Genomic DNA, 13,308 nt, shown 5'->3' with positions numbered 1-13,308 from the left:
CAGGGGCCGGACCACCACGCACGACGGTCCGGCCCCTGACGCTGTCCGGAAGGGGTCGGCAAGGGGTCGGCAGGGGGCCGGCCGCAGTGTGCCGTGGCGCGGGGAAGGGGGTCCGCTTCAGGACAACTGCCGCGCCAGGTAGCCGGTCGGCGCCGCGCCGCCCCACGCCGGATTACCGCACCCGGAGCCGTCGCGAACCGGCCGCGCGGGGCACGTGGGAGGGGAGAGGAGCCGGGGTCTGGCCGGAAGTACGCCCCACAACGGGCTGCCGGACGCCGGATCGACGAGTTCCGGCCTTCCGACGGCGCGGCCGGGGGGAGGGTGTGTCCGCACCGCCGCCCAGCGGAACCGGACCCCGGAGGCCCGATGGACCGTACGCCGATCCCCGCCTTACCACCTTCCCCCCGCGAGGAGTTCGCGGCCGAACTGACCCGCCTGCGCGAGAAGGCCGACCTGACCGTCCGGGCCGTAGCGGCACGCGTCGGCGCCCCGGGCGCCCACAGCACGATCGGAGGCTGGTTCGCCGGCCAGAACCTGCCGTCGATCGGTTCCCTTCCGCTCTTCCGGCAGGTGCTCGGGGTCTGCGGGGTGACCGAGCCGGCCGAGACCGCACGCTGGCTGGAGCGCCTGGCCGAGCTCAGACGCTCCCGTACGCCCCGCCCGCTGCGCGGCGCCCTGCCCTACCGGGGCCTGGCGGGCTTCGAGGAACGGCACGCCGACTGGTTCTTCGGCCGCGACCGGCTGCGCGACACCGTCGTGGAGCGGCTCCTTGCGGACGGCGCGGCCGTACCCCAACTCCTCGTCGGAGCCTCCGGATCCGGCAAGTCCTCGCTGCTGAGGGCCGCCGTCCTGCCCGTGCTGCGCACCGTCCACGGCTGCGCGCCCTGCCTGCTGAGCCCCGGCCGGAACCCGCTCACCGCCCTGGCTTCCGCCGTGGCCGGGCTCGGCGCCTTGGCCGGGCCGCACCGAGCGGGCGAAGCGGCGCCCCGACCGGAGCCCGGCCCCGAACCCCTGCCCCCGGGCCCGCTGCCCCTGGGCCCGCTTCCCCTGGGCCCGCTTCCCCCGGGCCCGCTGCCCCTGGGCCCGCGCGCCCTCGCAGCCCGCGTCCAGGCCTTCGCCGCGCGGGAGTCCGTACGCGTCGTGGTGGCCGTCGACCAGTTCGAGGAGGTGTTCACGGCCTGCCAGGAGGAGTCCGAGCGCGTGGACTTCCTGCGCTGCCTCGCTCTCCTTCCCTCACCCGAGGTCCATGTCATCGGCTGCCTGCGCGCCGACTTCTACGCCCAGGCGCTCGGCCGGCCGATGCTGGCCGCCGCGCTGCAAGGCGGCCAGACCGTCGTCGGCGCGCTGACGGAGGACGAGATCCGCTCCGTGGTCACCGGACCCGCCGCCAAGGCGGGGATCGCGGTGGACGAGGGGTTCGTCGACGTGCTGCTCGCGGATCTGCGGGACGCCGGCCCCGGCGCGCTCCCGCTGCTCTCGCACGCGCTGCTGTCGACCTGGGAGCGCGGCAAGGGCACGGCGCTCACCATCGCCGACTACCGGGCCGGCGGGGGCATGTCCGCGGCCGTCTCCGCGACCGCGGAGGAGGCGTACGAAGCCCTGCCCGAAGCACGCCGGCCCTTGGCCCGGGAGCTGTTCCTGCGCATGGTCGCCGTGGGCGACGGAGTCCCCGACACCCGTCGGCTGCTGCCCCTCCCCGAGACGGCCACGGCAGCCGGGACGGCGGGCGCACCCGAGGCGGGCGCACCCGAGGCGGGCGCACCCGAGGCGGCCGGCCCGGGGGAGCCGTCCGGTCGGGCCGCGCAGGTGTACGAGGTACTGGAGCGGTTCGTCGACCGGCGCCTCGTCACCCTCGACGCCGACGGCGCCCGGATCACGCACGAGGCGCTGCTCAGCGCCTGGCCCCGGCTCCAGCGCTGGATCGACACCGACCGGGCGGGCCACCTGGTCCGGCAGGACCTGACCCGGGACGCGGACCGCTGGCAGGCCCAGGACCGCGAGCCCTCCCTCCTCTACCGGGGCGCGCGGCTGGCGATCGCCTCCGGCTGGGCCGAGCAGAGCGGCCGGGCCTACGAACTCACCGTGGGGGAGGCCGCCTTCCTCGGCGAGAGCCGGAGGGCCGAAGAGCTGCGGATCAGGCGCGAACGGCGCCGCACCCGGCGGCTGCGCCAGCTGCTCGGCGTGCTGTCGGCACTCGTGGTGCTCTCGGGCCTGCTCACCGCGGTCGCGGTGGTCCAGCGCCGCGACGCGCAGAAGCAGCGGGCGGTGGCCCTGTCGCGGCTGGTGGCCGCACGGACGGAACGGCTGCGCGGCAGCGATCTGGCCCTGGCCGCCCAGCTCAGCCTGGTGGCCTACCGTACGGAGCCCACGGCCGAGGCCCGCTCCGCCCTGATGGACGCCTCCGCCCTTCCGGCCGTCACCCGGATCCTGGCCTTCCGCGGTGTCGTGCAGACGGTCGCCCTCAGCCCGGACGGGCACACCCTCGCGGCGGGCGGGCTGGACCGGCAGGTCGCACTGTGGGACGTACGCGATCCCGAGAACCCCAGGGCGCTCGGCACCGCCCCGGTCACCTTCGGGGACACGGTGTACGCGCTGGCCTTCAGCCCCGACGGGAGGCGGCTCGCGGCAGGCGCCGGGGACGGGACGGTACGGGTGTGGGAGCCCTCGGGATCCGCCGGGGTCCGACAGCTCAAGGGACCCGAATCGGCGGTGTACGGGGTCGCGTTCGCCCCCGACGGACGGACCCTGGCGGCCGCGGGCGCCGACGGAGCGGTGTACGTATGGAGGGACGGCCCCGACCCGGCTGAGGCCGAAACCCCGCAGCGCCTCACCGGGTTCACCGGCCCCGTCCACGCGGTGGCGTACCGCCCCGGCGGGAACACGCTCGCGGCGGGCGGCGCCGACGGATCGGTACGGCTCTGGGACACCTCCGCACCCGCCCGCCCGGACCCGTACGGCGCCCCGCTCGCCGGGGCCGCGGGCCCGGTGTTCGGGCTGGCCTTCACCGCGGACGGGGCCCGGCTCGCCGCCGCCAGCCAGGACCGGACGACCCGGGTCTGGAACGTCCCGGGAGCCGGTGACGCCCCGCCCGCACCGGAGGTCATCGGTGGAGCCCCGGCCGCTCCCGAGGGCCCGGCCAGCTACGTCAACGCCGTCGCGTACAGCCCGGACGGCCAGTGGCTCGCGACCGGCAGCGCCGACAACCAGGTGCGCCTCTACGACGCCCGCACCCGCACGCCGGCCGGGGTGTTCCCGCACCCGGGACCCGTCACGGCGCTCTCCTTCCTCCCGGGCGGGCAGGGCCTGGCGAGCGGCGCGGCCGACGGCACCGTCCGGCTGTGGCGGCTGCCGCCCCGGCCGGTGCGCGGCTTCCAGGGAACCGTCAACGCCATCGGGTTCAGCCCGGACAGCCGGCTGCTCGCCGTCGCGGGGCGGGACGTACAGCTGTGGGACGTACGGGACCCGTGGACCCCGCGGCCCGTCGGTGCGCCGCTGACCAACCCCACCGGGTATTCGGGCACGGTCTCCTTCACCCCCGACAGCCGCACGCTCGCCGTGGGTGGCCGGGAGGGCAAGGTGTGGCTGTGGGACATCACCCGGCCGACGGGGGCCGTCGCGTACGGGGAACCCCTGCCCGGCGGCAGCGGAACCATCCAGTCCGCCGTCTTCGACCGGACCGGCCGCATCCTCGCGGTCGGCAGCGAGGGCAAGTCGGTCCGCCTCTGGGACACCGCGGACCCGTCCCGTCCGAAGCTCACGGCCGAGCTCACCGAGCCCACCAACTACGTCTACTCGGTCGCCTTCAGCCCGGACGGACGGCGGCTCGCGGCCGGGACCGTCGACAAACAGGTACTGGTGTGGAAGCTGCCGACGGCCGGAGGCGGTCCCGCGCTGGAGGCGACCCTGCGCGGACCCGGCAGCTACGTCATGTCCGTCGCCTTCAGCCCGGACAGCCGGACCCTGGCCGCCGGCACCGCCGACCGGGACATCTGGCTGTGGGACGTCAGCGGGGACCGGCCGGTCGCCGCCGGTCCGGCGCTGACCGGGCCGAGCAGCTACGTCTACGCGCTGTCGTTCGGCCCCGAGGGCGACAGCCTCGCCGCCGCGAGCACCGACGGCACCGTCTGGCTCTGGGACACCACCCGTCCCGGCCGCCCCACACCCCACGCCGTGCTCAGCGGTCTCGGCGGCAAGGGCTACGCCATCGCCCACAGCCCGGACGGACGCACGCTGGCGGCCGGCGGCTCGGGCCCGGCCGCACTCCTGTGGACCCGGGACGAGGAGGAGATCGCCAGGAGCCTCTGTGCGCGGGCCGGCTCGGCGATCACCCGTGCCGAGTGGGCGCACCTCGTACCGGGGCTGCCGTACGCCCCGCCCTGCCGTTGATGACGGCCCCTGCCGCTGTACGGAGTTGTACGGACCCCCGTACGGACCCGTCCGAGCTGGGCGGATGCCCTTCCGCTGACCGGATCCGGGCTGGCTCTCTGGTGGAGCGCCACCGGATCCGCCGGGGCGCGGCACACCCCCGCAGTCCCATCGAAGGAGCACGAACATGCGTAGGACGACGACCACCCTCCGCTCCCGCGCCGCCGTCGCGGCCGCCGCGGGCACCCTGGCCCTGACCGCTCTGGTCGCCGGCGCCGGCGGAGCCGAGGCCGCGGGCAGCTACATCTCGTCGAACAGCGGCGGGGCCAACGTACGGACCTGCGCCAGCACGGGCTGCGGTTCGCTCGGCTACCTCGGCAACGGAAGCGGCGTCACCATGCAGTGCTGGCTCGACAACCAGTGGGTCTACCCGCCGAGCTCGAACTACGCCTCCAACCGCTGGTTCCGGGTCTCCAGCGCCGTCGGCACGGGCTACGTCCACTCCTCCCTGGTAGCGGCCCAGACCGGTGTCGGCCACTGCTGATCCGCCACTGCGACCGTCCTGACCGCCCCCGCGCCCACCGGCGCGGGGGCGGTCCACGTGTGAGAGCGGAGCGTCGGGGCAGGCGGTGCCCGAAGGCGTCCGCGGCCCCGATCGAGCAGACCGGGGGAGCGCGGACGCGGTGATCCACGGACGAAGGAGCAGCTCGTGAACGTGAACGTGTGGGGCTACCGCGAGACTTCGGGCCGTCTGGAAGCGCTCGACCTGACCGGATACAAGGTCGAGGCGGTCGACGGCAGCATCGGCAAGGTGAGCAAGCATTCCGACGAGGCCGGATCTTCCTACGTCGTGGTCGACACGGGGCCCTGGATCTTCGGGCGGGAGGTCCTCCTCCCGGCGGGCACGGTCATCCATGTCGACGCGGGCGAGGAGATGATCTACGTGGACCGGACCAAGGAGCAGATCAAGGCGGCGCCCGAGTTCGTCAGTGAGCAGCACCTCGGGGACACGGACTACTACAGCCGGATCGGCGGCTACTACGGCGGCTTCCTCGGCTGAGACCCCGGCCGCACCGCCGGCCTCGGCGGGCCCCGCCGGACAGGCCACCGGCCCCGGCTCCCCGGCCCCAGCCCCGGCTCGGCTCCGGCCCCGACTTCGGCACCGCCCGGAGCCGGGGCCGGCGGCGTATCGTCCATCGGGGACGGCTTGGGACAGCCCTTAGGCTGGGCGCCATGGAGATCACGGCGCGGGACAAGGCGGACGAAGACCGGCTGCTGTACGGATGCATGGCGCTCGGCGGCAGTTGGGAGACGCGGTCGTACGAGGCCGGCGACATCGATGCCGCCGAAGCGGCGATCGAGGCGGCACTCGACAGCGGCATCACCGGCTTCGACCACGCCGACATCTACCGGAACGGCAAGGCCGAGGCCGTCTTCGGCGAGGTCCTCGCCCGTACGCCCGGACTGCGCGAGCGCATCACGCTCCAGACCAAGTGCGGGATCCGGCCGGCCGAGGGCGACCGCCCCGGCATCTACGACCTGCGCGGCCCCAGCATCACGCGCTGCGTCGAGGAGAGCCTCGGCCGACTGCGCACGGACGTCATCGACGTCCTGCTCCTGCACCGGCCCGACCCGCTGGCCGACCCGGAGGAGGTCGCCGGAGCCCTCACCTCACTGCACGCGCAGGGGATGGTCCGGCGGTTCGGGGTGTCGAACATGAGCGCCCCGCAGATCGCCCGGCTCCAGGCCCGTCTCGACTTCCCGCTGGTCGCGAACCAGTTGGAGATGAGCCTGGACCGGCGGGACTGGCTGGAGGACGGCGTGCTCGTGAACACGCCCGGGGCGGCGGCGAGCGGCTTCCCGGCCGGGACGGTCGAGTACTGCCTCACGAACGGCGTCCGCCTGCAGGCCTGGGGAGCCCTCGCGCAGGGCCGGTTCACCGGACGGCAGCAGACCCCCGAGGAACACGCGACGGCGCGACTCGTGGACGCGCTCGCCCGGGAGAAGGACACCACGCCCGAAACGATTCTGCTGTGGTGGCTGCGCCGCCATCCCGCGGGGATCGTCCCCGTGGTGGGGAGCGGCCGTCCGGAGCGCATCCGGGCCTGCGGCGACGCCGTGCGCCGGGACCCGGAGCTCACGCACGAGGAGTGGTACCAGCTGTGGCTCACGGCGCGCGGTGTTCGCCTGCCCTGAGCCGGCGGACCCGGTGGCGGGGCTCAGCCGAGGCTCCACGACCAGGTGCCGTCGGCGCTGACCAGGCAGGCCAGGACCACGAGGTCGGCGACGCCGAGCACGAGGCCGAGGCGGGCGCGGCCGGGGCGGCTCGTGTGACGGAGCAGCGCCAAGGTGGCGAGGGTGATGGCGATGGGTCCGAGGACGAGGTTCATCGCCAGCAGCCCCAACAGGCCGGACAGGAACGAGATGACGGCCATGCCGTCGGCCTCGCGGACGGGGGCGGACCGGCTGGAGGGGGCGGGCCGCTCGGTGGCCGCGTCCTTCCGCTCGGCGGTCTCGTGCACGGCGGTCTCGCGCTCGGTGAGCTGGTCGGACGTCGTGTCGTCGGACGTCGTACGGTCGGTAGTGGTGCGGTCGGTAGTGGTGCGGTCGGTAGTGGTGCGGTGGACGGTGGTGCTGTGGGCTGTCATGAGGATCCCTCCTGACGGCTGGTACGGCGGTGGTGGCGCGTGGTCCGTTCCCGTACGGCGAACACCAGGAGCCAGGTGGCGATGGCGACGGTGCCCGCGAGGGTGACGGAAGGCGGAACGTGGGCCACGGTTCCCAGCAGAACCCCCATCAGCATGAGGGCCGCAACGAGGAAGAGCATCGTGCTTCCTCCAAAAAATGGGTGACAGTTGTTCACTGACTACCCAGTCTAAATGATGGCATGCGGCCTCCGGCGGATCGGGGTTTACTTTCCGTCATGAGTCAGACCCTCGGGGCCCGTCAGGCCCAACGCCTCCGAACCCGCCGGGCCTTGTTGGACGCCGCCCTCTCGCTGCTGGAGGAGCAGAGCCTGGGCAGCCTCGGTCTGCGCGAGGTGGCCCGTACCGCAGGAGTGGCGCCGACGGCCTTCTACCGGCATTTCCCGGACATCGAGGAGCTGGGGATCGCCCTGGTGGACGAGGCGCTGGAGAACCTGCACGGCGGCATCCGCTCGATCCTCGGCACTTCCGGCATCGCTGCTCGGCGCATCGACGAGGCAGTGGACCTGATGGCGGAACTGGTGCGCGCGTACCCCGCGCACCTGCGTTTCATCGTCCGGGAACGGCACGGCGGCGTGCGCAGGGTGCGCGAGGCGGTCGCCGGTCAGCTCGACGCCTTCGCCCGGGAAGTGGCCGAAAGTCTCGGGGCGGATCCCCTCAGCGCCGACTGGAGTCCGGCGGACCTCCTGATGCTCGCCAGGCTCTACGTGGACCACATGGTGATGACGGCTTCCGCCTATCTGGCCGCGGCGCTGGAGGACAACGAGTGGGCCGAGGTCACGGACACCGCTCGCCGCCAGCTCCGGCTGATCCATCTGGGGCGCCTCAACTGGGCTGCCGCGCACGGCGCGTGAGCCGGCCGGACCGTCCGCGGGGCCGGGGCGTGTCACCTCCCCGCACGCGGGCACACGCGGAGCATGACAGCAAAGAAGCGCCGGACATTAGAGGAGCTCGATCGCCTGATGGGACCCGTGTTGCCGCCGTTCCAGCGGGCGGTACTCGCGTCGCTGCTGCGGCGCCGGTCGACAGGGGGTGCGCGATGAACTGGACCACGGCGGCCGGGCCGGTCTGGGTCCACCTGGCCGTGATGGCCGCGGCTCTGCTCGTACTGATCTACAACCTGGCCAGGAACGGCCGGTAGGGGCAGGGCGTCGACTCGCGGCGGCCCGCCGCGACGAGGCGCGACGAGGGGCGACGAGGCGCGCTTGAAACAAAATGTTGACGTACCTCTATCGGGAATGCCGTTCACCGGCGCACGATCCGTATACCCCCCGCGTTCACCTGACGTATCGCCAGACCCGGGGGCGTGATGTGATCCGGCCCGTGCCCGTCGGGAGGTAACACGACATGGACCCGCTCAGCGACTGTCCCGGCACCGCCCCAGCACCGGTTCCACCCCCTTCCCCGTTACCGCCCGCGGCGGCCGGAGCGCCCGGCCGCCGCGGCGTACTGGCCGGCCTGGGTATGGCCGCGGCCGCACCGTTCCTCCTCGGCGCCGGGCGGACCCGGCCCGAACACCGTCCGCCGGGCGCGGGCGCCCCGGCCGCCCGGAGCACCCTCCTGCGGAACGCCGCCCTGGTCCTCACCATGGACGCCACCGTCGGGAGCGGCCCCCTGGGCGTCGTCGAACAGGCCGACGTCCTGATGCGGGGCGGCCTCATCACGGCCGTCGGCACACGGCTCACGGCGCCGCCCGGCGCGTACGTCATGGACGCCTCCGGCAAGGTGGTGATGCCGGGATTCGTCGACGTCCACACCCACCTCTGGCAGTCCTCGATGCGCGGGGGATGCGCGGACCGGGATCTGTTCGGATGGCTGGCCGACTGCAACCGGGGGACGTTCTCCCGGATCGCGGCCGCCGACATGTACCGCTTCGTCCGCCTGGCCGCCCTCGACTCCGTACAGTCCGGAGTCACCACGCTCGTCGACTGGGTGGACGCGATCCCCTACGACACCACCGTCCAGTACGTACGGGCCCTGACCGACACCCGGGTGCGTTTCGTCTACGCCATGTTCCAGGCCGAGGCGCAGTCCGCGCTCCTGCCCCGGGTCAAGAGAGAACTCCTCGACCCGGAGCCGCTGGCCTCGGCCCAGATCGCCACCCATGCGGCACGGGCCATCCAGGGCCTCAACCACCTCCACTGGGAGATCGCCCAGGACCTCGGCGTCATGCTCAACAGCCACGTCCTGGAGCGCGTCGAGCAGCGCCAGGACGACCCGATCGGCGTACTCGCCGACATGGGCGCGCTCGGTCCGCGGCTGCTGATGAACCACGCGATACACCTGGCCGACGACGAGGTCGCGGCCGTCGCCGCCCACGACGTACGGGCCGTGCACTGCCCGTTGAGCAACATGCGGCTCGCCTCGGGCGTCATGCGGCTGCCGGACCTGGGCCGGCGCGGGGTCACGGTGGGGCTGGGCCAGGACGGCGGCACCAACGACACCTCCGACTTCTTCGCCCTCATGAAGAGCGCGATCGGCCTCCAGCGGGCGCGGGCGCTGAACGCCGAGGTGTTCCCCCGGGTCCACGACGTGCTGCGGCTCGCGACGCTCGGCGGTGCCGAAGCGATCGGCATGGCCGACAGGATCGGTTCACTGACCCCCGGCAAACGGGCCGATGTCATCGTGATCAACCCCGCCACGCTCAATTTCGCGCCTCGGTTCGACTGGGTCAACCAGATCGTCTTCAACGGCCGTCCGGAGAACGTCCACGCCGTCTTCGTGGACGGGCGGCCGCTCAAACTCGACGGGCGTCTGGTCGACGTCGACACCGAACACGTCGTACGGGAGGCGGAATCAGCCGCTGCCCACCTGCGCTCCGCGCTCTGACCGGACGAGACGCCGGACCCGTACGGGCCCGCCCGGGCCTGCCGCCACGCCGCGCACGGCGTCCGCACGCGGGACCGACGTATCAGGCCACCTCCCCGGAAGGCGGGCGAACGGCGCGTGCCGGGACCGCTACGTTCCCTCGGGGGCCGCGGCGCGCGGCTGCCGGAGCCAGGAGAGGGAGCAGCGAATGCCTGAAGCGATCGTCGGTCCGAAGGACGTTCCCGGTGGGGTGCGCAGTCGCCGGGAGCGAGGGCGGACCCGGAGGTCGGACCGCCGGCCGGGGACGCCCCGCGGGGAGGTGACCGCTTCGGCCGTACGGCGTCCGGCGGCCGCGACGGGCGCGGTGGCCGCACTGGCGCTGGCCCTCGCGGCCTGGCCCGCCACCACGGCGCAGGCGGGGTCCCTGCCCGAGCGGAGCCTGGTCCTCACCGTGCAGGGCGTGGACAAGGGCTGGGTCCGCGCCCTGCCGCTGTCGTGCCCGCCGCGCGGCGATGCCCGCCACCCCGACGCGGCCGGGGCCTGCGCGGCGCTGGTCCAGGCCCGGGGGAACCTGGACCGGGTCCCCGGGGGTCCGCAGCGCTGCTCCGATGTGCCCGAGCCGGTCACCGCGACCGCGCGCGGAACCTGGGACGGGCGGGCGGTCTCCTGGCAGAGGACGTTCATCAATCCCTGTCTGCTGGACTCGGCGACGGGCGCGGTCTTCCGCTTCTGAGCGGCCCGCGGCGAGCGGAGTGAGCGGCCGCCCCAGCGCGGCGGCGGCGCGCCGGCGCCGGTGGCGGGGACGATGGGCGGTCGGAAAGAACCGCCGGCCCACCTGCCCCACCTCGAACGGAGGCTCGCATTGAGCCTGCTCGCCCCGGACGGACCGACCGCCGACGCCGACGCCGACCCGTGCGCCCGGCCCGTCGGCCCCGCCCGGCGGGCACCGGCCCGGGTGGACGGTCCCGTCTCCGCCACCTCGCGATGACGGGGGCCGCCGGGTGGCGGCGCGCGGCGCCGTGGCTGACGGCCGCCGCGCTGTGCGCCGTGCTCTTCGCCCTGCTCACCACGCTCGTCTGTGTACGCCACGGCGCTCCGTACCCCGTAGACCGGAGCCTGCACCTGTGGTCCGTACGGCACCGCTCCGACGTCGCCCTCGACATCGCCCGCGCGATCACCCGGACCGGCAGCGGCGCCGTTCCGTACGCGTGTGTCGTGGCCGCCGGACTCATCGCCGGCCACGACACCCGCAGCCGCCTCCTGACGGCGGTCGGCGCCCTCGGGTTCCTCCTGCTCGCCCAAGTCACCCGGTACGCGGTCATGTACGCCGTCCGGCGGCCCCGCCCCTCCGTCACGGACTGGGCCACGCACGCCACCGGCCTGGCCTTCCCCTCCGGCCACACCACCACCTCCGTGCTGGCGGCCGGGGTGCTCGCCTGGGCGCTGTCCCGCCGGGCCCGGCCCGCCGCAGCCCTCGCCGGATACGTGCTCCTCGCGAGCTGGGCCGCCGCCGTGGGCCTGAGCCGCGTCTACGTCGGCGTCCACTGGCCCACCGACGTCCTCGGCGGCTGGCTCTACGCCCTGACCTGGCTCGCCGCGGGCATGGCCGTCGTACGGGCCGGGACCGACGCGTGCCCGCGGGCGCCCGGGCCGGCTGACCGGGGCCCCAAGTCCAGGTAGCCGGAAGGCGGGCGACTGTCGGCGGACCAGTCCGTCGCCTTCGCGGGGCTTGGGGCGCGCCGTCCCGGGCAGACGCAGGACATACCGGCCCACCAGGGGCGAGCGGGATGAAACGGTCCCCCGCCGACGGAGGAGGAGAGCCCCGTGAACAACGAAGTGGTGATCGCGGTCAGCGACTGCTCGGAAGAGGCCGGCCGCACCGTCCTGGAACTCCTGGAACACGCCTTCCCGGCCCCCGCCGACCAGGACGTCGGCATCACGCCGGCCCCGACCGGTGCGGGCACCCCGACCGTCTGGACGACCACGCTCGGCGTGACCGACCCGCCTGTGCCGACAGAGCCGGCGCATGTGGACGGAACCGTGAGCGTCGGCCTCCAAGGCGGCTACTGGGCGGTCGACCAGGTGCTGGCCGCGCTGGCGGACGCCTTCCCGGTCGGCACGGCGGGAACGGCCGCGGGCGACCAGGAGAAGGAGGTCCGGGTCCTGGTCGGCTCGGCCTGAGCTCTCCGACACCCCGCTCGCACGCCCGCCGACCGCTCCGGCCCTCGGCGGGTTTGCACCCGGAGGTTGCGGGCAGCCGCTACAAAACCGATGAGACGAGGCCCCGGAATGGAGGCCCCCATGTCAACGAGCACGCTTATCGCCATCATCGTTCCGGCTGTGCTGGTGCTGATCGCCATCGCCGTCGGGGTGTGGATGTTCACGCGTCGCCGACACCTGCAGCAGCAGTTCGGCCCGGAGTACGACCGCACGGTCGAGACCGAAGGCGGCCGGCTCGCGGCCGACCGCGAACTGCGGGCACGCGAGCAGCGCCACGACTCGCTCGACATCAAGGAACTGCCCGCCGAACGCCGGGCGGAGTACGCCGACGAATGGCGCGGCGTACAGGAACGCTTCGTGGACCGCCCGGAAGGATCGGTCGCCCAGGCCGACGAGCTGGTCGCGCGGCTGATGCGAGAACGCGGCTACCCGGCGGACGGATACAGCGGGCAGGTGCGGGACCTGTCCGTCGAGCACGGCCGCACGCTGGAGCACTACCGCGCCGCCCACGAGGTCAACGTGCGCAGCGGCGGGGGAGAGGCGACGACCGAAGAGCTCCGCGGGGCGATGGTGCACTACCGCGCCCTGTTCGAGGAGCTGCTGACGACCCAAGGAGGCCGATGACATGCAGGATCGCGCAGACACGGCCGGTCGGCCCGACGACGGCCGCCTGACCACGGAGAGCCTCGCCCACCCGGGCGAGGACAACGGCAAGGAAGGCGGCCAGGCCGTCTACCCGGGCGAGGCCACCGCCGTATGGGACGAAGACGAAGCCGTAGGCGATGACGTACGGCAGGACGACGACGCACGCAGCGAAGACGTACGGACCGACGACGCCCGAGCAGACGACGTCCGAGCCGACGACGCACGAGGCGGAGCCGTAGCCGACCAGCCGACCGGTAGCGACCGGGGCGAGGTCGACGAGCCGCTGCTCGCGGGCGCCGACACGGAGAGCTTCCGCAAGCAGTGGGGCGAGATCCAGGGCCGGTTCGTGGACGACCCGCAGGAAGCCGTGAGGTCCGCGGACACGCTCGTCGCGGAGGTCATGCAGGAGCTCGCCCGTACCTTCTCCACCCACAAGCAGGAGCTGGAAGGCCAGTGGGACCGCGGCGAGCAAGTGGCCACGGAGGACCTCAGGCTCGCGCTGCAGCGCTACCGCTCCTTCTTCAACCGCCTCCTCAGCACCTGAGGGAACGCGCCGGGGGCGAGA

The 13,308-nt window shown here is 73.9% G+C and carries 13 protein-coding genes; 11 read left to right on the top strand and 2 right to left on the bottom strand.

All coding sequences use genetic code 11. From position 1 onward, the window contains the following. Positions 1 to 366 precede the first annotated feature (366 nt). The 4 genes from ACZ4TG_RS09895 to ACZ4TG_RS09880 all read left to right on the top strand — a co-directional run bounded on the left by ACZ4TG_RS09895 (position 367) and on the right by ACZ4TG_RS09880 (position 6,561). Positions 367 to 4,386, top strand: a complete 4,020-nt coding sequence (locus tag ACZ4TG_RS09895; RefSeq protein ID WP_468161121.1) for an nSTAND1 domain-containing NTPase — start codon at positions 367 to 369, stop codon at positions 4,384 to 4,386. Positions 4,387 to 4,552: 166 nt separating this feature from the next. After that, positions 4,553 to 4,909 (top strand): hypothetical protein, encoded by a 357-nt coding sequence (locus tag ACZ4TG_RS09890; RefSeq protein ID WP_468161119.1) that lies wholly within the window; start codon positions 4,553 to 4,555, stop codon positions 4,907 to 4,909. Positions 4,910 to 5,074: 165 nt separating this feature from the next. Beyond that, positions 5,075 to 5,425: a PRC-barrel domain-containing protein gene (locus tag ACZ4TG_RS09885; RefSeq protein WP_468161117.1), complete on the top strand. Its 351-nt coding sequence runs from the start codon at positions 5,075 to 5,077 to the stop codon at positions 5,423 to 5,425. A gap of 173 nt (positions 5,426 to 5,598) precedes the next feature. Then, positions 5,599 to 6,561: an aldo/keto reductase gene (locus tag ACZ4TG_RS09880; RefSeq protein WP_468161115.1), complete on the top strand. Its 963-nt coding sequence runs from the start codon at positions 5,599 to 5,601 to the stop codon at positions 6,559 to 6,561. A gap of 23 nt (positions 6,562 to 6,584) precedes the next feature. Here ACZ4TG_RS09880 and ACZ4TG_RS09875 read toward each other — a convergent pair whose 3' ends face one another. Both ACZ4TG_RS09875 and ACZ4TG_RS09870 read right to left on the bottom strand, forming a co-directional pair. Next, complete coding sequence (locus ACZ4TG_RS09875) at positions 6,585 to 7,013, bottom strand: hypothetical protein (RefSeq protein ID WP_468161114.1); 429 nt, start codon at positions 7,011 to 7,013, stop codon at positions 6,585 to 6,587. Further along, positions 7,010 to 7,192, bottom strand: a complete 183-nt coding sequence (locus ACZ4TG_RS09870; protein WP_468161113.1) for a hypothetical protein — start codon at positions 7,190 to 7,192, stop codon at positions 7,010 to 7,012. Before ACZ4TG_RS09870 ends, ACZ4TG_RS09875 begins: the two co-directional genes overlap by 4 nt. A gap of 96 nt (positions 7,193 to 7,288) precedes the next feature. Here ACZ4TG_RS09870 and ACZ4TG_RS09865 point away from each other — a divergent pair, with 96 nt between their 5' ends. The 7 genes from ACZ4TG_RS09865 to ACZ4TG_RS09835 all read left to right on the top strand — a co-directional run bounded on the left by ACZ4TG_RS09865 (position 7,289) and on the right by ACZ4TG_RS09835 (position 13,287). Next, positions 7,289 to 7,924, top strand: a complete 636-nt coding sequence (locus tag ACZ4TG_RS09865; RefSeq protein ID WP_468161112.1) for a TetR family transcriptional regulator — start codon at positions 7,289 to 7,291, stop codon at positions 7,922 to 7,924. A gap of 610 nt (positions 7,925 to 8,534) precedes the next feature. Beyond that, a complete protein-coding gene (locus ACZ4TG_RS09860) occupies positions 8,535 to 9,899 on the top strand; it encodes an amidohydrolase family protein (protein ID WP_468161111.1) in 1,365 nt (454 codons plus the stop codon). 298 nt (positions 9,900 to 10,197) lie between these two features. Next, positions 10,198 to 10,611 (top strand): SSI family serine proteinase inhibitor, encoded by a 414-nt coding sequence (locus ACZ4TG_RS09855; RefSeq protein WP_468161110.1) that lies wholly within the window; start codon positions 10,198 to 10,200, stop codon positions 10,609 to 10,611. Positions 10,612 to 10,862: 251 nt separating this feature from the next. Next, positions 10,863 to 11,558, top strand: coding sequence for a phosphatase PAP2 family protein (locus ACZ4TG_RS09850; RefSeq protein WP_468161109.1), 696 nt, complete (start codon positions 10,863 to 10,865; stop codon positions 11,556 to 11,558). A 144-nt stretch (positions 11,559 to 11,702) separates the two neighbouring features. Further along, a complete protein-coding gene (locus ACZ4TG_RS09845; protein ID WP_468161108.1) occupies positions 11,703 to 12,059 on the top strand; it encodes a hypothetical protein in 357 nt (118 codons plus the stop codon). Positions 12,060 to 12,179: 120 nt separating this feature from the next. Continuing rightward, positions 12,180 to 12,722 (top strand): hypothetical protein, encoded by a 543-nt coding sequence (locus ACZ4TG_RS09840; RefSeq protein WP_468161107.1) that lies wholly within the window; start codon positions 12,180 to 12,182, stop codon positions 12,720 to 12,722. A 1-nt stretch (position 12,723) separates the two neighbouring features. Further along, positions 12,724 to 13,287, top strand: coding sequence for a hypothetical protein (locus ACZ4TG_RS09835; RefSeq protein WP_468161106.1), 564 nt, complete (start codon positions 12,724 to 12,726; stop codon positions 13,285 to 13,287). Positions 13,288 to 13,308: the final 21 nt, after the last annotated feature.

This window comes from Streptomyces sp. NPDC028314, from assembly GCF_055565795.1.
Note: the sequence above shows the minus strand (reverse complement) of the source record. Positions and strands in the feature narration are given on the sequence as shown.

What these genes read in the sequence shown, in the direction of transcription:
- ACZ4TG_RS09850 (WP_468161109.1), top strand. Translation starts at nt 10,863, where the DNA reads ATGACGGGGGCCGCCGGGTGGCGGCGCGCGGCGCCGTGGCTGACGGCC.
- ACZ4TG_RS09860 (WP_468161111.1), top strand. Translation starts at nt 8,535, where the DNA reads ATGGCCGCGGCCGCACCGTTCCTCCTCGGCGCCGGGCGGACCCGGCCC.
- ACZ4TG_RS09870 (WP_468161113.1), bottom strand. Translation starts at nt 7,192, where the DNA reads ATGCTCTTCCTCGTTGCGGCCCTCATGCTGATGGGGGTTCTGCTGGGA.
- ACZ4TG_RS09895 (WP_468161121.1), top strand. Translation starts at nt 367, where the DNA reads ATGGACCGTACGCCGATCCCCGCCTTACCACCTTCCCCCCGCGAGGAG.
- ACZ4TG_RS09865 (WP_468161112.1), top strand. Translation starts at nt 7,289, where the DNA reads ATGAGTCAGACCCTCGGGGCCCGTCAGGCCCAACGCCTCCGAACCCGC.
- ACZ4TG_RS09875 (WP_468161114.1), bottom strand. Translation starts at nt 7,013, where the DNA reads ATGACAGCCCACAGCACCACCGTCCACCGCACCACTACCGACCGCACC.
- ACZ4TG_RS09880 (WP_468161115.1), top strand. Translation starts at nt 5,599, where the DNA reads ATGGAGATCACGGCGCGGGACAAGGCGGACGAAGACCGGCTGCTGTAC.
- ACZ4TG_RS09890 (WP_468161119.1), top strand. Translation starts at nt 4,553, where the DNA reads ATGCGTAGGACGACGACCACCCTCCGCTCCCGCGCCGCCGTCGCGGCC.
- ACZ4TG_RS09840 (WP_468161107.1), top strand. Translation starts at nt 12,180, where the DNA reads ATGTCAACGAGCACGCTTATCGCCATCATCGTTCCGGCTGTGCTGGTG.
- ACZ4TG_RS09835 (WP_468161106.1), top strand. Translation starts at nt 12,724, where the DNA reads ATGCAGGATCGCGCAGACACGGCCGGTCGGCCCGACGACGGCCGCCTG.